The organism is Cupriavidus sp. 05N38, assembly GCF_056397345.1.
Genome location: NZ_JBFTNF010000073.1, coordinates 20,471 through 38,338 on the forward strand (window position 1 = coordinate 20,471; position 17,868 = coordinate 38,338).

The 17,868-nt window shown below is 67.7% G+C and carries 15 protein-coding genes, 1 tRNA gene and 1 pseudogene; 5 read left to right on the plus strand and 12 right to left on the minus strand.

The genetic code is table 11. The features are described 5' to 3' along the window. The first annotated feature begins 98 nt into the window (after positions 1 to 98). Together AC1DK4_RS34575 and AC1DK4_RS34580 are read left to right on the plus strand one after the other, a co-directional pair. Complete coding sequence (locus AC1DK4_RS34575; protein ID WP_441623007.1) at positions 99 to 1,481, plus strand: amino acid permease; 1,383 nt, start codon at positions 99 to 101, stop codon at positions 1,479 to 1,481. Positions 1,482 to 1,547: 66 nt separating this feature from the next. Continuing rightward, complete coding sequence (locus AC1DK4_RS34580) at positions 1,548 to 2,750, plus strand: amino acid aminotransferase (RefSeq protein ID WP_441623009.1); 1,203 nt, start codon at positions 1,548 to 1,550, stop codon at positions 2,748 to 2,750. A gap of 173 nt (positions 2,751 to 2,923) precedes the next feature. Here the strand turns inward: AC1DK4_RS34580 and AC1DK4_RS34585 are convergent. Both AC1DK4_RS34585 and AC1DK4_RS34590 read right to left on the minus strand, forming a co-directional pair. Continuing rightward, positions 2,924 to 3,000: transfer RNA gene (locus tag AC1DK4_RS34585), tRNA-Arg, on the minus strand. 118 nt (positions 3,001 to 3,118) lie between these two features. After that, positions 3,119 to 4,660 carry a methyl-accepting chemotaxis protein gene (locus tag AC1DK4_RS34590; protein WP_477132075.1) on the minus strand — a complete coding sequence of 514 codons (1,542 nt, stop codon included), beginning with the start codon at positions 4,658 to 4,660 and terminating at the stop codon, positions 3,119 to 3,121. A 286-nt stretch (positions 4,661 to 4,946) separates the two neighbouring features. Here AC1DK4_RS34590 and AC1DK4_RS34595 point away from each other — a divergent pair, with 286 nt between their 5' ends. Next, positions 4,947 to 6,491: a serine hydrolase gene (locus tag AC1DK4_RS34595; protein WP_441623013.1), complete on the plus strand. Its 1,545-nt coding sequence runs from the start codon at positions 4,947 to 4,949 to the stop codon at positions 6,489 to 6,491. A 36-nt stretch (positions 6,492 to 6,527) separates the two neighbouring features. Here AC1DK4_RS34595 and AC1DK4_RS34600 read toward each other — a convergent pair whose 3' ends face one another. The 10 genes and pseudogenes from AC1DK4_RS34600 to AC1DK4_RS34645 form a co-directional block, all read right to left on the minus strand. Next, entirely contained in the window at positions 6,528 to 7,496 is a 969-nt protein-coding gene (locus AC1DK4_RS34600; RefSeq protein ID WP_441623015.1) for a Bug family tripartite tricarboxylate transporter substrate binding protein, read from the minus strand. An 80-nt stretch (positions 7,497 to 7,576) separates the two neighbouring features. Next, positions 7,577 to 7,909, minus strand: a complete 333-nt coding sequence (locus AC1DK4_RS34605) for a CoA transferase (protein ID WP_441623037.1) — start codon at positions 7,907 to 7,909, stop codon at positions 7,577 to 7,579. 15 nt (positions 7,910 to 7,924) lie between these two features. Next, a complete protein-coding gene (locus AC1DK4_RS34610; protein WP_441623017.1) occupies positions 7,925 to 9,316 on the minus strand; it encodes an MmgE/PrpD family protein in 1,392 nt (463 codons plus the stop codon). 12 nt (positions 9,317 to 9,328) lie between these two features. Continuing rightward, complete coding sequence (locus AC1DK4_RS34615) at positions 9,329 to 10,498, minus strand: acyl-CoA dehydrogenase family protein (RefSeq protein ID WP_441623019.1); 1,170 nt, start codon at positions 10,496 to 10,498, stop codon at positions 9,329 to 9,331. A gap of 689 nt (positions 10,499 to 11,187) precedes the next feature. Beyond that, a complete protein-coding gene (locus AC1DK4_RS34620; RefSeq protein WP_477132076.1) occupies positions 11,188 to 11,511 on the minus strand; it encodes a UTRA domain-containing protein in 324 nt (107 codons plus the stop codon). 262 nt (positions 11,512 to 11,773) lie between these two features. Beyond that, positions 11,774 to 12,112, minus strand: a pseudogene (locus tag AC1DK4_RS34625) (GntR family transcriptional regulator); the annotation flags it as partial. Between the two features lie 8 nt (positions 12,113 to 12,120). Continuing rightward, on the minus strand, positions 12,121 to 13,077 hold the full coding sequence (locus AC1DK4_RS34630) for a Bug family tripartite tricarboxylate transporter substrate binding protein (RefSeq protein WP_441623023.1): 957 nt from the start codon (positions 13,075 to 13,077) through the stop codon (positions 12,121 to 12,123). After that, positions 13,074 to 13,265 (minus strand): hypothetical protein, encoded by a 192-nt coding sequence (locus tag AC1DK4_RS34635; protein ID WP_441623025.1) that lies wholly within the window; start codon positions 13,263 to 13,265, stop codon positions 13,074 to 13,076. Before AC1DK4_RS34635 ends, AC1DK4_RS34630 begins: the two co-directional genes overlap by 4 nt. Next, positions 13,262 to 14,077 (minus strand): phosphate/phosphite/phosphonate ABC transporter substrate-binding protein, encoded by an 816-nt coding sequence (locus tag AC1DK4_RS34640; protein WP_441623027.1) that lies wholly within the window; start codon positions 14,075 to 14,077, stop codon positions 13,262 to 13,264. The genes AC1DK4_RS34635 and AC1DK4_RS34640 overlap by 4 nt, the downstream gene beginning before the upstream one ends. Then, complete coding sequence (locus AC1DK4_RS34645) at positions 14,074 to 15,075, minus strand: ornithine cyclodeaminase family protein (RefSeq protein ID WP_441623029.1); 1,002 nt, start codon at positions 15,073 to 15,075, stop codon at positions 14,074 to 14,076. The genes AC1DK4_RS34640 and AC1DK4_RS34645 overlap by 4 nt, the downstream gene beginning before the upstream one ends. 302 nt (positions 15,076 to 15,377) lie before the next feature. Here AC1DK4_RS34645 and AC1DK4_RS34650 point away from each other — a divergent pair, with 302 nt between their 5' ends. Further along, the gene (locus AC1DK4_RS34650) at positions 15,378 to 16,265 is read left to right on the plus strand and encodes a LysR family transcriptional regulator (RefSeq protein WP_441623031.1); all 888 of its coding nucleotides are present in this window, start codon (positions 15,378 to 15,380) and stop codon (positions 16,263 to 16,265) included. Positions 16,266 to 16,452: 187 nt separating this feature from the next. Next, positions 16,453 to 17,868, plus strand: a 1,416-nt coding sequence (locus AC1DK4_RS34655; protein WP_477132077.1) for an acetate--CoA ligase family protein, incomplete at its 3' end; no start/stop codon positions are given.

Below are 17,868 nucleotides of genomic sequence, written 5' to 3' on the forward strand. Positions count from 1 at the left end.
GGTGCCTGGCCAAGAGCGCCCGCGAATTGCAGTACGCAAGTACGCAATACGCAAGAGGCGCAGGCTCACATTCCAAAAGAGTGGGTAGAGACACAAACATGGTTTCCCATAACACGGAAGAGACACTCAAGCGCGGCCTGAAAAACCGCCATATCCAGCTGATCGCGCTAGGCGGCGCCATTGGCACCGGCCTGTTCCTGGGCATCGCCCAGACCATCAAGATGGCGGGGCCCTCGGTGCTGCTCGGCTACGCGGTGGCCGGCATCATCGCCTTCTTCATCATGCGCCAGCTCGGCGAGATGGTGGTGGACGAACCGGTCGCCGGCTCCTTCAGCCACTTCGCCAACAAGTACTGCGGCTCCTTTGCCGGCTTCATGTCGGGCTGGAACTATTGGGTGCTCTATATCCTGGTCAGCATGGCGGAGCTTTCCGCGGTGGGCATCTATGTCCAGTACTGGTGGCCGCATATTCCCACCTGGATTTCCGCGCTGGCGTTCTTCCTGCTGATCAACGCCATCAACCTGTCGAGCGTCAAGTCATTCGGCGAGATGGAGTTCTGGTTCTCCATCGTCAAGGTCCTGGCCATCGTCGGCATGATCGTGTTCGGCGGCTACCTGCTGGCATCCGGCACGGCCGGCCCGCAGGCGAGCGTGGCCAACCTGTGGCAGCACGGCGGCTTCTTCCCGAACGGCATCAGCGGCCTGGTCATGGCCATGGCGGTGATCATGTTCTCGTTCGGCGGCCTGGAGCTGGTCGGTATTACCGCGGCCGAAGCGGATGCCCCGGAAAAGACCATTCCCAAGGCCACCAACCAGGTGATCTATCGCATCCTGATCTTCTACGTCGGCGCGCTGGGCGTACTGCTTTCGCTCTACCCGTGGGAAAAGGTCGTCACCGGCGGCAGCCCCTTCGTGCTGATCTTCCATGCGATGAACAGCGAGATCGTGGCCACGGTGCTCAACGCCGTGGTGCTGACGGCCGCGCTGTCGGTCTACAACAGCGGCGTGTACTGCAACAGCCGCATGCTGTACGGCCTGGCCAGGCAGGGCAACGCGCCGCAAGCGCTGCTGAAGGTCAACAAGCGCGGGATCCCGCTGGCCGCGCTGGGCGTTTCCGCGCTGGCCACCGCCGCGTGCGTGGCGATCAACTACTTCATGCCGGGCGAAGCCTTTGAGCTGCTGATGGGGCTGGTGGTCTCGGCACTGATCATCAACTGGGCGATGATCAGCATCATCCACCTCAAGTTCCGCCGCGACAAGCGCCTGGCCCGGCAGGAGACGCGCTTCAAGAGCCTGGGCTATCCGTTCACGAACTACCTCTGCCTGGCTTTCCTGGCGGGCATCTTGTACGTGATGTACCTGACACCCGGGCTGCGCCTTTCCGTGTACCTGATTCCGGCATGGCTGGTGGTACTGGGCGTGAGCTACCGCTTGCGGCAGAAGAACGCAGCTCCTGCCCTGCAGCCAGGCGTATCGGCATAATAGAGGCACCCCCCGGCGACCCGCTGCCCGGTCGCCGGCGACAACTCACTCCAGCCAGAGTATCCAATGTTCGAACATATCGATGCCTATCCAGGCGACCCGATTCTTTCGCTCAACGAAAGCTTTCAACAAGATCCCAGGACCGACAAGGTCAACCTGAGCATCGGCATCTACTTCGATGGCGAAGGCAGGCTGCCCGTGATGCAGGCCGTGGCGGAAGCCGAAAGCGCGCTGCTGGCCGACATGGGTCCGCGCCCTTACCTGCCCATGGCTGGTTTCGCGGTCTACCGTGACGCCGTGCAGGCGCTGGTCTTCGGCGAGCAATGCGAGGCGCGCGCGCAGGGACGCATCTCGACCGTGCAGACCCTGGGCGGCTCGGGCGCGCTGCGGGTAGGCGCGGACTTCCTGAAGCGCTATTTCCCGGATGCGCAGGTCTGGATCAGCGATCCGAGCTGGGAAAACCATCGCGTGATCTTCGAGCGCACGGGCTTCACCGTGAACACGTATCCCTACTACGACGACGCCACCGGCGGCCTCAAGTTCGACGCCATGCTGGAAGCGCTGCGGCTCATCCCGAAGCGCAGCATCGTGCTGCTGCACGCCTGCTGCCACAACCCTACCGGCGTGGACCTGGACCAGGACCAGTGGCGCCAGCTCGTCAAGCTGCTGAAGGCCAACGAGCTGCTGCCCTTCGTCGACATGGCTTACCAGGGCTTTGGCGCCGGCCTGGACGACGATGCCTTCGCCGTGCGCGAACTGGTGGCGCAAGGCGTGCCCTGCCTGGTGGCGAATTCGTTCTCGAAGAACTTCTCGCTGTACGGCGAACGCTGCGGTGGGCTGAGCGTGGTCTGCGACAGCGCGGAAGAAGCCGGCCGTGTGCTGGGCCAGTTGACCGGTGCGGTGCGAGCGAACTACAGCAATCCGCCGACGCATGGCGCCAGGGTGGTGGCCAGGGTATTGACCACACCGGCATTGCGGGCGACCTGGGAGCGCGAGCTGGCGCTGAAGTGCGAACGCATCGCCAGGATGCGCGTGGCCATCCACGACAGCCTGCGCGACCATGTGAGCGGCGAAGCGTTGTCGCGCTACCTCACCCAGCGCGGCATGTTCACGTACACCGGCCTGACGGCGGACCAGGTGGACCGCCTGCGCGCGGAACACGGCGTGTACCTGCTGCGATCGGGGCGGATGTGCGTGGCCGGCCTGAACGAGCGCAACGTGAAGCAGGTGGCGGGCGCCATTGCCAGCGTGCTGGCGCGTACCGCTTGAACCTGCCGCTTGAACCTGCCGCTTAAACCTGCCGCTTAAATCAAGTACGGGGCACGCACGCCACGCCACGCCGTTGCGTGCCTGCCAGGAGCCGGGGACCAGGACGCAAAGCCGGGCCCGGCATCCCAAATGAAAAAAGGGCTTCCATTGCTGGAAGCCCTTTTCCTTATCGGTGGTGCGGCTGGCAGGATTCGAACCCACGACCCCTTGGTTCGTAGCCAAGTACTCTATCCAACTGAGCTACAGCCGCACGCGAGGACGCGACTATACCGCAGCCACGGAAAAATGCAAGTCATTCCTGCGCGGAGGCGAAAGCCGCCGGGTCTCCGACAGGTCTTCGCGCCCTTCGCTTCCGTGCGCCAGGCGGCTTAYGCCGCCAGCCGGAACGAGGCCACCGCCTGCTTCAGGCGCTGGGCCTGTTCTTCCATCGAACCGGCGGCCGCCGCGGCCTGCTCCACCAGCGMGGCGTTCTGCTGCGTCACGGTATCCATCTGCGTGACGGCCTGGTTGACCTGCTCGATGCCCGCGCTCTGCTCGGCCGAGGCCGCGCTGATCTCGCCCATGATGTCGGTGACACGCTTGACCGCGCCCACGATCCGCTCCATGGTCTGGCCGGCATGCGCCACCAGTTCCGAGCCCTTCTCCACGCGATCCACGGAGTCGCCGATGAGGGCCTTGATTTCCTTGGCGGCGGTCGCGCTGCGCTGGGCCAGGCTGCGCACCTCGCCGGCCACCACGGCAAAGCCGCGGCCCTGCTCGCCTGCGCGCGCGGCTTCTACCGCGGCATTGAGCGCCAGGATATTGGTCTGGAAGGCAATGCCTTCGATCACGGCAATGATATCCACTACCTTGCGCGATGCGCCGTTGATGTCCTGCATCGTCGTCACGACCTGGCCCACTACTTCGCCGCCCTCGACCGCGATCTCGGAAGCGTTGACCGCCAGCGAGCTGGCCTGCCTGGCGTTGTCCGCGTTCTGGCGCACGATGCTGGTCAGCTCTTCCATGCTCGAGGCCGTCTCCTGCAGCGAGGAAGCCTGTTCCTCGGTGCGCTGCGACAGGTCGGTGTTGCCCGCGGCGATCTGGCTGGTGCCGGTGGCGATGGCGTCGGTGCCGGTGCGCACCTGGCTGATGATGCGCAGCAGGTTGGCGTTCATGTCGCTGAGCGCCTGCAGCAGCTGGCCGGTCTCGTCCTTGCTGTCCACCACGATGCGGCTGCCCAGGTCGCCCGATGCCACCGTGCGCGCGATGCCGACGGCGCGATGCAGGGGACCGGTGATGCCGCGCGTTAGCCATACCGAGAATGCCACGCCAATGGCCAGCACCAGCACGCCGATCACCATCATCCCGTTGCGGGCAGACAGGTAGATGTTATGGATCTCGAGCGCGGTCGCATCGATGCTCGAGCGCTGGATATCAAGCAGCTTCTGGATCTCCGCCAGGTACGCATCGCCGGCCGGCACGAATTCCTGCTCGAGCACCTGGTTGGCTTCCTCGGTATTGCCTGCTTCCTTCAGCTTGGTGATCTTGTCGCGCGAATCGTTGTAGGGGATGCGCACGGTCTGGATCTTCTTGAACGCCGCCTTTTCCTCCTCGCTCGACAGCAGCGGCTCGATCTTGTCGCGCAGTGCCGCGACGGCCACCACGGACCCTTGCGTCTCCTTGGCAAAGAATGCGCCCAGCGCCGGATCGGCGCTCTTGGCCACGGCCGTGGTGCGGCGCACGCTGGTATGCATCATGCGGTACCAGTCGCTGACCACGCGTTCCTTGGCCAGCGGCGCCTGCATCATGTCGCTGGTGCGGTCCGCGACCTGCGCCAGGCGCGCGATGCCCAATACGGTCATGAGGGTCGACAACAGTATTACCACGCCGAAGCCAATGCCGAGGCGCACTCCAATTCCCAAGCTTTTCATTTCTTCTACCTGATTTGCGATTGAATAGCGGCGAACTGCCGGCGCCCGGGCGCCGGTCCGCTCTTTTTCCTGCCGCCTGCCAGAAGGGGATCTTTTCGAAAATCCTTTCTGCGGACGATGGCGACAATAACGGCAGGCGAAAGGCAAAACTTGAGGCAGCGGCGCCCCGCGCGGGCAGGCGCCGGCAACGGCGGCCGCGCGAACCGGCTTAGTGTGCGGCGCGCGCATGGACTATTCTCGGTGCAGGCTCCCGCGCGCCGCGGTGCCGCCGACAAGGAGAACCATCGTGAGCGGATTGCACGAACGCCGGCGTTTCCTGGGTGCCGCGCTGGCCAGTACGCTCGCGGCCTGCGGCGGGGGCGACGATGCCGGCGCGCAAGGCGCCGGGCCCGCCCCGGTATCCGACGCTCAGGTTTCCGCCGCGATCGGCCAGCTCGACCAGCTGGCCGCCAGCCTGATGAACACATCGGGCCTGCCGGGCATGGCCGTGGCGGTGGTATGGGGCGGCCAGACGGTCTACGCCAAAGGCTTCGGCAGGCGGGTGGTCAGCGCACCGGACGCGGTGGACGCCGACACGGTGTTCCAGCTCGCCTCCGTGTCCAAGCCGGTCGGCGCCACGGTGGTGGCGCGACAGGTCGGCCTGGGCGGGATTGCGTGGGAGACGCTGGTGCAGGCGCACCTGCCGTGGTTCGCGCTGTCCGACGCGGCGGTCACCGCCCAGCTCACCATCGCCGATCTCTATGCGCACCGCTCCGGCCTGCCCGATCATGCCGGCGACCGTCTGGAAGACATGGGCTATGACCAGCGGCAGGTGCTGCAGCGGCTGCGCTTCCTGCCGCTGCAGGGCTTCCGGGCGACGTACGAATATACGAACTTTGGCCTGACCGCCGCGGCGGAATCGGTAGCGGCCGCCGCTGGCATGGACTGGGCCACGCTGTCCGGGCAAGCGATCTACCAGCCGCTGGGCATGAGCAGCACCAGTTCGCGCCATGCCGACTTCGCCGCGCGCCCCAACCGCGCGCTCGGCCATGTCAAGGTCGGCGGCAGCTGGGTGCAGGGCACAGGCTCACAGCCCGATGCCCAGTCGCCGGCCGGCGGCGTCAGCTCGTCGGTCAACGACATGGCGAAATGGCTGGCCATGGTGCTGGGCCAGGGCCTGTACGGCGGCAACCGTATCGTGGCGGCGGCCCCGCTGGTCGCCGCGATCTCGCCGCAGATACAGTCGATGCCGCCAGGCAACGGACGACCGGCCAGCTTCTACGGCTACGGCTTCAATGCCGGGACCACCTTCGCGGGCCGACCGAGCTTCAGTCATTCCGGCGGCTTCGCGCTGGGTGCGGCAACCAGCTTCACGGCGGTGCCCTCGCTTGGCCTGGGGATCATCACGCTCACCAATGGCTATCCGATCGGCTTGCCCGAGGCATTGAACGCCCAGTTCCTGGACCTGGTGGAGTCCGGCGCCATCCAGCTCGACTGGTTCACGATATTCGCGCGGGGGCTGGCGCCCGTCATCGCGCCGGAGGGCTCGCTGGTGGGCGTGGCGCCGCCGGCCGCGCCATTGCCGGCGCGCGCGCCTTCGGTCTACACCGGCACCTACCGCAATGACTACTATGGCCCGCTGGTGGTCAGCGAGCAGGCAGGCGCGATGTCGCTCGCCATCGGCCCGGTGCCGATGGTGCTGCCGCTGGCGCACTGGGACGGCGACGTCTTCACGTTCACGCTGCGGAACGAGAACGCCACGCCGGGAACCATATCGAAGGCGAGCTTCTCCAGCGACCGCGTCACGCTGGAGTACTACGACAAGGAAGGCCTGGGCACGTTCGTGCGGTAAGCGCGGCTGGCGTGCGCCGCGCCGTTCCGCCGTCGTTCAGTCCACCGTCACATTGGCCCGCTTTGCGGCACCCCCCCAGCGGGCAATCTCGGACTGGATGAAGACACCGAACTCCCGGGGTTCCATCACCACCGTCTGCGCGCCGAGGCCGGCCACTTCCTTCTGCCAGTCCGCGCTCCTGACGATCTTCCCGATCTCCGCAGAGAGCCTGGCAAGGACAGGCTGGGGCACGTTGCGCGGCGCGACCACGCCGATCCATGGATCGCCGCGGAAGCCCGGGTAGCCCGATTCCCCGATGGTCGGCACGCCCGGCAGCGTCGACACGCGCTGTTCGCTGGCCACCGCGATGGCCTTGAGCTTGCCCTGCCGGATCAGGGGCTCGGCGATCGACACCACCTCGAACATGACATCGACCTGCCCGCCCATGACGTCGGTCATCCCGGCCACGCCACCCTTGTAGGGCACGTGCGTCAGGTTGACGCCGGCGCGGTCCTTGAACATCTCCATCACCAGGTGGTTGGTCACCCCATTGCCGCCGGACGCGTAGTTCACCTTGCCCGGATTCTGCCGGGCGTAGGCCACGAGGTCCCGGACCGAACTGAACCGCGATTTCGGATTGGCCACCAGCACCAGCGGAAACAGCCCGATCGATGCGATCGGCTCGAAGTCGCGCGTGGCATCGTATTTCAGGTTCTTGTAGATCCAGCCATTCACCGCCAGCGGGCCGCTGGAAGTGGCAAGGATGGTATAGCCGTCCGGGTCGGCGCGGGCCACGGCCTCGGCCGCGAGCCCGGCGCCGGCACCAGGCTTGTTCTCGACATAGAACGACTGGCCGAGCGCGGTGCTCAGGCGCTGCGCCAGCTTGCGGGCGATGACATCGGTAGTCTGGCCCGGGGGAAATCCCACCAGGACACGAACCGGCTTGGCCGGATAGTCGGCTGCGTGAGCCGCAAACGCGGCCGCGCACGACAGCAGCAGCCCTAGCGTGGCTTTGAGCATCTTCATGGTTGTCTCCTCTTTGTAGATTCTTCGCGTGAATTCCAGCGCGGATACCAATGCCGGCCGCGGCCCGGCGAAACGGGCCGCTAGCGGACCACGCCCTCCATCCTCAGGCCCGCTATCCGCTCGGCGGTATAGCCGGCGCCGAGCAGGATCTCATCCGTCTGCTCGCCGAGCAGCGGGGCCCTGCGCCTGACGCCGCCCGGTGTCTCGCTGAGCTTGACCGGCACGCCCGCGATCCGCACGGGCCTGCCGGAGCCGGGCTGCTCGACCTCGACCAGCATGTCGCGCACGCGGTAGTGCGGATCGTTGAAGATGTCCTGCGCCGTGTAGACGGGACCGACGCGAACGCGCCCCCGGACTGCCGGGCCGCAAGCCCGGGTCCGCCCCCTGGCGCGAACGGTGCGAACGGTACGCAGAGCCGGCGCCGCCGGCTACGACGGTGTTGCCGCGATATGCGAATGCACGAGCGAGGACAGGCTGTGCGCGGGTACGGACTCGAGGCCGTCGACGAACGCATACAGCCGCTGGGCGCGTTCGCTGCCGAGGAGCGCGGACGCCTTCGCGCGCAGCTTGGCCGACTTGACGCTGAGCGCGACCGGTTTCGCCAGGTCGACCTCCTCGCCGTACGTGGCGCCCGAGCGCGTCTCGATGACCACGCGCGCCGATGTGTCGGCGAGCCTGGCATCGCCTTCCAGGACCACGCGCCCGGCGACCTCGGCCAGGCCGGGCGCCTCGCACGCGGCATCGCTGAAGGATTCCAGTGCCGCCGTGTCGATGCCGGAAAGGACCATCGCCGCGATCAGCGGCAGGCTGAATTTCACTTCGAGACCGGTGCGCGGCCGCTCGATGCAGCACACCGGCAGCCACTGCGGATGGATGAAGAGCGTGACGCGCGCGAGATCCTCCGGCACCAGGCGGTGCCGGGACCTGAGCGCAAGCAGCGCTTCCACTGCCGGATGGGTGCCGTGGCAGCAGGCGTGGTACTTGTACTGGACATCGGCAAAGCGGAAGTCATGCGGCCGGCAGCCGAACGCCGCGTGCGGCTCGTCCGCCTCGCCAGCGTGCGTCGCGGCAAATCCGCCGGCGCACTCGATGCCGTCGGGCCGGGACACGAAGCCCAGCGCCGCGAGCGTCGCCGCTTCGATGCCGTTGGATGCCGCCATGCCGGCGTGGAACGGYTTGCCCATCGAGCCGAACTGCGATTTCAGGCCGGACGCGCGCGTCGACGCGATGCCCAGCGCATGGCGTGCCTGGCCCGCATCGAGCCCCAGCAGCCTGGCGCACGCCGCCGTCGCGCCAAAGGTGCCCGAGGTCGCCGTCTGGTGGAAGCCCGCGTTGTAGTGCTTCCTGCCCAGATAGGCGCCAACGCCGCAGACCGTCTCCACGCCTGCCAGGAATGCCTCGAGCAGCGCCTTGCCGCTTGCCTGCTGCTGCTGCGCGACAGCCAGGGCCGCCGGGAACACAGCTACCGTGGGATGCCCGACGAAGGCGAAGTGAGTGTCGTCGTAATCCAGCGCGTGCGATGCCGCGCCATTGGCCAGCGCCGCCGCGCGCGCCGGCACCCGCTGGTTCAGGCCGATGACGCTGGCGCCCGGCGTGCCGCCGTCGCTGGCCACCATGGCGCGGACGACCTTGCTCACCGGCTCGTTCGCGCCGGCAAGCCCGACCGCAAACCAATCGAAGATCGACAGCTTGGCGATGCTCAGCGCCTCGGCCGGGAACGCGAGCGAAGCGTCGACGGCGAAGCGCGCTGCCAGCGCGGTGATGCCCGCCGCGGCATCGGGCCCGTTGCCCTCGCGGGCCCGCTTGTCAGGTTGACTCATGCTTGCTCCGCTTCATTGCCTGGCGATCTTCCCGAGCAGCGCGTCGGAAATGATGCGTTTCTGGATTTCCGAAGTCCCCTCGAAGATCTTGGTCAGCCTGGCGTCGCGCCAGTAGCGTTCGGCCGCGAAATGCGTGGTGTAGCCGGCGCCACCATGGATCTGCAAGCCTTCGCTGGTCACCTGCTCCGACATCTCGCTGGCGAACAGCTTGACCATCGCCGCCTCGGTATCGCAGCGCACGCCCTCGTCGATCTTTTCGCAGACCGAGTACAGCAGGCTGCGCGACGCCTCGATCTGCGTCGCCATGTCGGCCAGCTTGAAGCGGATTGCCTGGAAGTTGCCGATCGGCTCGTTGAACTGCACGCGCTCCTGCGCGTAGCGCAGCGCGTCCTCGAGGCTGCCCTGCGCCAGCCCGATCGAACGCGCCGCGGTGTGGGCGCGGGCCGTCTCCAGGCCGGCGGTGGCAAGGTAGAAGGCGCGCCCCTCTTCGCCGACCATCTGCGAAGCCGGCACGCGGCACTGGTCGAATGCCAGTTCCCAGGTGGTCCACCCGTGGTAACCGATCTTGGGGATCACGCTCCCCTTCACGCCCTCGGGCAGCGCGCCGCGCGGCTTCTCGACCATGAAGGCCGACAGGCCGCGATGACGCGCGTGYGGATCGACCTGCGGATCGGTGCGTGCAATGACGAGGATGAAATCGGCCTCGTCGGCGAACGTGCACCAGTATTTGCTGCCGGTGATTTCCCACTCGTCGCCCACGCGCACGGCGCGGCAGCTGATATTGCTCACGTCCGACCCGGCATTGGGCTCGGACAAGGAGAATGCACCGAGGAATTCGCCGCGCGCCATGCGCGGGAGATACTCGGCCTTCTTCTCGGGTGCCAGGCCCTTGAGCGCGCCGATCAGGCCGTTGCCGCGCGCGATCAGGCTGCCAACGCTCATCCAGCCGCGCGACAGTTGCTCGGCGACCAGGCAATACTCGTAGGCGCCCAGGCCTAGCCCGCCGTACTCCTCGGGAATCAGGATGCCGAAGTATCCCAGCTCCGCCATCTCCTCGATCAGGTGCCGGGGGATCTGACCCTTCTCCGGATCCAGCTTGTTTGCGATGGGCAGCACGCGCTCCATCGTGAACTGTTGCGCCGCCTCCTTGATCATGCGCCGCTCGTCGGTCAGCTTCTGCACCCTGCTCTCCTTGGTCCTGGCTTTTCTTCGGTTCCGATCTGGCATTTCGCCCGCTTGTGTACGTACATAGTAGCACCGAGTTTTGCGACCGTCATTGCCTTTTTCATTCGCCTCGGTGGTTGCGATAGAGAAAGATCCGGCCAAAAATCGCGGTTTTTCGTGGATTCCCGCGCCAATCCGGCAGCTGCCACGCAGGCGATAAGCCGAAATTATGTACGTACCTATGATGATGGCGAACCAAAGAACCCGCCTGGCATGGCCGCGCATGCCGCCACCGCCAGGAAACACGGCGGGCAAGGAGAAAAGCGGGAGTGACTTCGAGAACTACTGTGGGAAGGAAGCCGGGCCGCGCAGCAGCGCGGTCGCCGGCGGCTGGCAGGCGCAGCTACCGTCGATCAACGCGGGGGAGGAAAGGCGCGCCCGGCTGGCGGGCTGTCGTGGCGCGGCTGGCCGTCCCGCATGCGTGGACAGGCGTGGTGCACGGATCGCGGCCAGCGCGTCGGTGCCATGTGGCCGGCCCGGACCGGACCAGCGCGAAAGGCAAGGCCGGTCGCGCCGGCAGCGGAAAGCAGGAGGCGGGAGGCGGGAGGCGGGAAGCGGGAAGCGGGAAGCGGGAGGCGGGAGGCGGGAGGCGGGAGGCGGGAGGCGGGAGGCGGGTAGTCCGCCTTGCGCACATCCCGGCGGGCCGCCTAGGCGCTGCCCTTGCCGCGCTTGAGCTGAAACGACACGATGCCGCGGTCGGCGGGATAGATGGTCTCGGTGATCTCGAGGATCTTGCCCTTGGCATCCTTGTAGTGCCGGATCATGCGCAGGCCCGCCGAACCCGGCTCCGCATTCAGCTGCTTCGCCAGTTGCGCGTCGATCAGCACGCCCGAGACGATCTGGCGGATCTCGCTGATGGCCTGCCCGCACTCCCGCTCGATAAGGGAACTGATGAGGATGCGCGGGTTTTCCTCGACCAGCTTCGTGATTTTCTCGAAAGCCTGGTCGATATAGATATTCGCCCAGGACACCGGCGTATTGCCCTTCCTGGCATCGACCCGGGTCCCCGCGAACAAAATCCAGTGGCTGTCTATCGGCGCGGCCAGGCGCCGGGCCGCCGCGCGGTCCAGCGTGACCGGCCAGAGGGCCGGCCGCGACCAGACCGCGGGCGGTCTCGTATAAATCGATGGTGTCGAACGACTGCGTGTAGGACGCGGTCGGGTTGGCGCTCTCCACCTTGGTGCCGACAGACTTCTTGCGGGAGATGTAGCCGCGATCCTGCAACAGTTGCAGCGAGGCGCGAACCGTGTGCCTGCTGACGCCATACTGATCGGCAAGCTCGTGCTCCGTCGGCAGGAGGCTGCCGATGACATAGCGCCCGTCGACGATCTCTTTGACCAGGGTATTCGCAAGGTCGACATAGCGCGTGACCGGCGCGGGAGGTGTAGCGGCAGCGCTATGGCTGGACTCGGAGTTCATAGGAGAATCGCGCGGGAATCGATGAGCGCCGCATGCGGTGCGCGGCGCTGACCACGCCATTGTAAGCCCTGGCCGGCCTCTCGCCCCGCGCCGTCGAGCCGGGCGTGCCGCGCAGGCGCCTCGTGCCGGCCCCGCGCGCGCGGCTGCCGCCATGCCGCCACTCAGTCGATCGTGATCTGCCGCTTGTGTATCACCCCGGCCCAGCGCGCGCTCTCCTTCTGGATGGTCGCGGCAAGCTCGACCGGCGTGCCGCCCGCGGCATCCATGCCGATGGTGGCAAGCTTCTCCTTGAGCGCGGGATTGGCCAGCACCAGGTCGGCCTGGCGGCTGATCTGCTGGATCACGTCCCGGGGCGTGCCGGCCGGCGTCATCAGCGCATACCAGGAGACGGCCTCGAACTTCGGGAAGCCCTGTTCCGCGATGGTGGGCACCTCCGGCAGCACGGCGGAGCGCTTCGCGCTGGCCACGCCGAGCGCGCGCAGCTTGCCGGCCTTGATATAGGGCAGCGCGGAGGACAACTGGGCGAACATCATGGTGACCTGGCCGCCGACGAGATCGGTGATGGCGGGGCTGACGCCCTTGTAGGGCACATGGATCAGCTTGATGCTGGCGTCGAGCTGCAGCAGTTCGCCGGCGAGGTGGGCCTGGCTGCCGGCCCCGGGCGAGGCGAAGGTCAGCTCGCCGGGCTTCTGGACGGCGAGCCTGAGCAGCTCCGGCAGGGTCCTGGCCGGCACGCTGGCGCCGACCACCAGGACGTTCTCGGCGGTGGCGAGCATGGTCACTGGAACCAGGTCCGCGGGCTTGTAGGGCAGGTTCGGCATCAGCGTCGGGTTCACCGCGATATTGCCCACCGGCACCACCGCCAGCGTATAGCCGTCCGGCGGGGCCTTGGCGACCTGGTCGACGCCGATCGTGCCGGCCGCGCCGGCGCGGTTGTCGACCAGCACGTTCTGGCCCCAGGCCTTCGACAGCCCTTCGCCGACGACGCGGCCGAGCACATCGGCGGGGCCGCCCGCGGGGAACGGCACGACCAGGCGCACGGGCTTGGCGGGATAGCCTTGCGCGCCGGCCAGCAGCGGCAGGCAGGCCGCCATCAGGGTGATCAGGAAACGCTTCATCGGAAATTCTCCCTTGGTCTGGAAACGGGTTGCGCGCGGCCGGTGCGGAGCAGACGCATCAGGCCACGCGGATGCTGCGCTCGCCGCGGGCCGGCCAGCACGCGCGAGAAGTCCAGCACCTTGAGGCCATGCAGCGGCAACGCGGACATGTCGGCATCCGCGCCGCGGGATTCGGGCGAGCCGGTCACCGGACGTCCCCGGCCAGCGCGAAGCCGGCGTTGTCCGCCTCGCGCGCGAAGCCGGCGAGCACGGCGTAGTCCGCCTCCTCCACGAGCGCGAAGCGCGCCAGGCACAAGGATGCCAGCAGCGCCGCATTGCGGTGGTCGCGGTGCAGGTCGAGCAGCGCCATGCGGATGCGCGCGGCGCTGGCATCGTCCGTGCCGGCCGCCGCCACCAGCGGCGGGATGGGCGAGGCCGGCGTCACCGCCAGCGTCTTCAGGCAGGCCATGCGCTCGGGCGCATGCAGGCGCAGCAGGTCCAGCACATAGCTGTCCACCACGCCGGCGTCCGCGCGGCCGGCGATCACGGCGTCGATCACCTCGCCGGGCGTCGGCGTGGGCGTGCCGGCGGGACGGTACAGCGTGCCGGTGCCGGGCGCGGCCTGCCGCAGCAGGAAGTGGCGCGGCGCGTTGTAGCCGGAGTTGGACTCCGCCAGCATGCACGCCAGCCGCCCGCCGAAGGTCTCGGCCAGCACGGTTGCGGGTGCATCGGCACGCACGATGAACTCGGTGAAGTAGACCGGGCGCTGTCCGTAGCGCGCCGGCGACGGCACCGGCGCGGCCAGCAGGCGCGGCCGCACGGCGGCGCTCACGTACGGGAAGCCGCACATGAACACGCAGCCGCAATCGGGCCGCGCCCACAACGCGCTGACCGGTGCCGGCGCGGCATGCTCCACGTAGGGCAGCGCCACCCCGGCACGCTCCGCCACGCGGGCGAACAGTGTCCTCCATGCCTGCGCCACCGGCGCGGCCACCGAGTACATGCGTGCGTTGGCGATCATGCGTAGACCAGCCTTTGGCCAAGCCCCATGCGCTCGGCCTTCTTCATGATGGCATGGCCCAGCGCGATATCGCTGAGCGACAGGCCGCGGTGCCAGAACAAATTGGTCTCGTCGTCGCTCTGCCGGCCCGGCTTGCGGCCCGCCACGATCTCGCCGAGTTCGCCGTGCAGGGTTTCCTCCGACAGCTTGCCCGCCTCCACATGCGCGCGCAGCGAGCCGAGGATGCCGCCCTTGCACTGGCTCCAGTCGTCCACCACCAGCTTGTCCATGATGTCCGTCAGCGACAGCTCGACCGCGCTCATGGTGCCGTAGGGCACCACGAACGCGCCGGGCTTGATCCATTCGGTCTTGAGCATCGGCGTGGGGCGCTCCAGGCGCGAGGCTTCCACCACGATGTCGGCGCCGCGCACGCACGATTCCCAGTCTTCGGTGACCACGATCTTCTTGCCGAGGTCGCGCGCCAGGCGCTCGGCGAATGCATTGCGGCTCTCGGGGCGACGCGAATGCACGCGGATCTCGTCGAAGTCGAAGATGCTGTCGAGCAGGCGCACGTTCCAGTAGGAGGTGCCGCGCGCGCCGATATGGCCCAGCACCTTGCTGTCGCGGCGGGCCAGGTGGCGCGCGCCCAGCGCGGTGATCGCGCCGGTACGGGCGTCGGTGATGAACGTGGCGTCGATCATGGCCACCGGCATGCCCGTTTTCGGGTCGAACAGGTTGAGCATGGCCATCTCGGACGGCAGGCCCAGCTTGTAGTTGTCGACGTAGTCGCCGACGATCTTGACGCCGGCCAGCCCCAGCGGCGCCACATAGCCGCGCAGCACGTTGAAGTGCCCGTTGAACGCCGGGTCCGGGATCAGGTGCACGCGCGGCTCGATCACCGTCTGCCCGTTGCCCTGCGCCAGCAGGCCCTGCTCGACCGCATCAAGGATCTCCGCATCGGTCATGGCCAGCCTGGCGATGTCCTTGCCGTTGATGTAAGTCAGATGAATGTCGCTCATATCGTCTCCTGTCTCCTGGTCCTGGCTTGAGGGAAAATGCACGCGCCGGGTGCGTACTGGCGGATTGCGCTGGCCCGCGGTGCGGCGCAGCCCCATTCGTGTGCGCCGCCATATCGCGGCCGAACCAACGTGGTGCGCGGCATCCGGCGGCCGGCAATTGCCTTGCACGGGGCGCCTTCGAGATCAAGTGTAGGTTTCGCGGCCATGACTGTCGTATGCTTATATGTCCACGAGGCTTAACATGGTGTTATAGGTAGTTGTCATAGATTGTCATAGGTATTCGGACCACGGACCGCCCCGCGATGAAACTCAACCTCAGGCAGATCGAAGTCTTCCGCGCCGTCATGCTCACGGGCTCGATCAGCGCCGCCTCCAGGCTGCTCTACGTGTCGCAGCCGGCCATCAGCCGCCTCATGTCGCACACCGAGCAGCGCCTCGGGCTGGCGCTGTTCCAGCGCATCAAGGGCCGCCTCTATCCCACGCCCGAGGCGCGGCGCCTGCTGGGCGAGGTCAACGCCGTCTACGAAGGCATCGAGCGCGTCAACGAGATCGCCGAGGACCTCGCCGCCAAGCGCACCGGCAGCCTGCGCATCTCGTGCAGCCCCAACCTGGGCCAGACCGTGCTGCCGCGCGCCATCGCGGCGTTCCGCGAGGCGTATCCCGACATCCGCATCGTGGTGCGCACCCAGATCCCCGGCAACATGCTGCGCGCCCTGCTCTCCGGCCAGGCCGAGCTGGCGGTGTCCAACATGCCGCTGGTGCACCCCAACCTGGAAGCACGGCTGCTGGTGCGCAACCCCATCGTCGCGCTGATTCCGGTCGGCCACCGGCTCAGCACGCGCGCGTCGGTACGGCCCGCCGAACTGGCCGGGGAAGCATTGATCGGCTATGGCGCCGACGTGCCGTTCGGGCTGCTGGTGCGGGAGATGTTCGGCGGCGAGGAAGCGCAGCCCGACATGCGCGTGCAGGTGGAGCAGGCGCATGTCGCGCGCGCGCTGGCGCAGGCCGGCGCCGGCATTGCGCTGGTGGATGCGATGACCGTGTTCGGCCAGGCCTGGTCGCATATCGTGGCGGTGCCGGTCAAGACCAAGGTCAATGCCTCGGTGCAGATCTTCCATGTGCAGACAGAACCGCTGTCGCGCCTGGCACAGGAGTTCGTACAGACGCTGACACTGACGATGAAGCCATAAGGCGCGGCGGCCTGCCCGGCCTGCCCGGCCTGTCTGGCCTGTCTGGCCTGTCTGGCCTGTCTGGCCGACATCGGCATGGCCACGGACTTGTGCACATTGTGCGCACATTGCACGATCGCAGTTGCGCCCCCCGGATGGATGGGTTGCAATCGTCCCACCTTTCGCCAACAGAAAGGGGGAGACAATCATGCAAGGCCCATCCCTGGCGCGCGCGCCATCCCGCGAGCATCTGTCGAAACTGCTCGCCCCGTCCTCGATCGCCATCGTGGGCGCCTCGCGCGACGCAAGCCGCATCGGCGGCGTGGCGCTCGATCACCTGCTGCGGCTCGGCTACGGTGGCGAGGTCTTTCCGGTCAACCCGCGCTATGAGGAGATCGCGGGCCTGCGCTGCTATCCGGATATCGAATCGCTGCCGCGCGTGCCGGACGTCGTGGTACTCGCACTGGGCGCCGACGACGTGCTGCCGAACCTGGAGCGCTGCCACGCCATCGGCGTGCGCGCCGCCATCCTCTATGCCTCGGGCTTCGCCGAGGCCGGCGCGGCCGGCGTGCAGCGCCAGGCGGCGCTGACTGCCTTCGCCCGGTCCACCGGCATGGCGATAGCGGGCCCCAACTGCATGGGCCTGGCCAATCTGACCACGCGCGCCGTCACTGCCTTCGCCACCACCTTCAGGACCTGCCCGCCGCCGCCCGGGCCGGGCTCCGTCAGCCTGCTGACGCAAAGCGGCAACGTCTGCGCCATCGTCTATGCCACCGGCTGGCAAATGGACGTGCGCTTCCACCAGTTCATCAATACCGGCAACGAGGCCTGCCTGGACTACGCCGACTACCTGGCGTACCTGGCCGATGACCCGCAGACGCAAGCCGTGGTCGGCTACGTGGAGGGCCTGCGCGACGGCCCGCGCTTCCTCGACGCCGCCGCCCGCCTGCGCGCGCTCGGCAAGCCGCTGGTCCTGCTCAAGGCCGGCGAGAGCGAACAGGGCTCGGCCGCCACGCAGTCGCACACGGCCGTGCTGGCCGGCAACCAGGCCATCTACCGCGCCGCGTTCGCGCAGCTCGGCGCGATGCAGGCGAGCGATCCCACCCACCTCACCGATCTTGCCTACCTGGCGGGCTTCCGCCAGCGCGATGCCGGCCGGCGTGTCGTCATCGCCTCGGTCTCCGGCGCCATGGGCGCGCTGTCGGCGGATCTGCTCAGCGCGCAGGGACTGGAACTGCCGACGCTTTCGGCGGCGACGCAGCGCAGGCTGGTCGACAGCGTGCCGGAGATCGGCTCCACCGCCAATCCGGTCGATATGACCGGGCAATTGTTCAACCGCGACCGCCTTGCGTTCGCCGTGCTCGACACGCTTGCCGCGGACGCAAGCGCGGACGTGATCTTCGTGTACGCGACCGCCTACCTGCTCGACCGCGTCGCCGGCGAGCTGATCGAAGTCGCCGCCAAGACGTCGCGCCTGATCGTGGTCGCCACCACCGGCGAACCGGGCAGCCGCGCGCAACTTGCCGCGGCGGGCGTGGCCGTGTTTCCCGACGTCGCGCGCGCGGCCAGGGCGCTCGGCGTCTACCTGCGCTGGCTCGACAGCGCCGGGCCCGCCGCGCACTGG

What these genes read in the sequence shown, in the direction of transcription:
- AC1DK4_RS34650 (WP_441623031.1), top strand. Translation starts at nt 15,378, where the DNA reads ATGAAACTCAACCTCAGGCAGATCGAAGTCTTCCGCGCCGTCATGCTC.
- AC1DK4_RS34580 (WP_441623009.1), top strand. Translation starts at nt 1,548, where the DNA reads ATGTTCGAACATATCGATGCCTATCCAGGCGACCCGATTCTTTCGCTC.
- AC1DK4_RS34600 (WP_441623015.1), bottom strand. Translation starts at nt 7,496, where the DNA reads ATGAAGATGCTCAAAGCCACGCTAGGGCTGCTGCTGTCGTGCGCGGCC.
- AC1DK4_RS34575 (WP_441623007.1), top strand. Translation starts at nt 99, where the DNA reads ATGGTTTCCCATAACACGGAAGAGACACTCAAGCGCGGCCTGAAAAAC.
- AC1DK4_RS34640 (WP_441623027.1), bottom strand. Translation starts at nt 14,077, where the DNA reads ATGATCGCCAACGCACGCATGTACTCGGTGGCCGCGCCGGTGGCGCAG.
- AC1DK4_RS34645 (WP_441623029.1), bottom strand. Translation starts at nt 15,075, where the DNA reads ATGAGCGACATTCATCTGACTTACATCAACGGCAAGGACATCGCCAGG.
- AC1DK4_RS34630 (WP_441623023.1), bottom strand. Translation starts at nt 13,077, where the DNA reads ATGAAGCGTTTCCTGATCACCCTGATGGCGGCCTGCCTGCCGCTGCTG.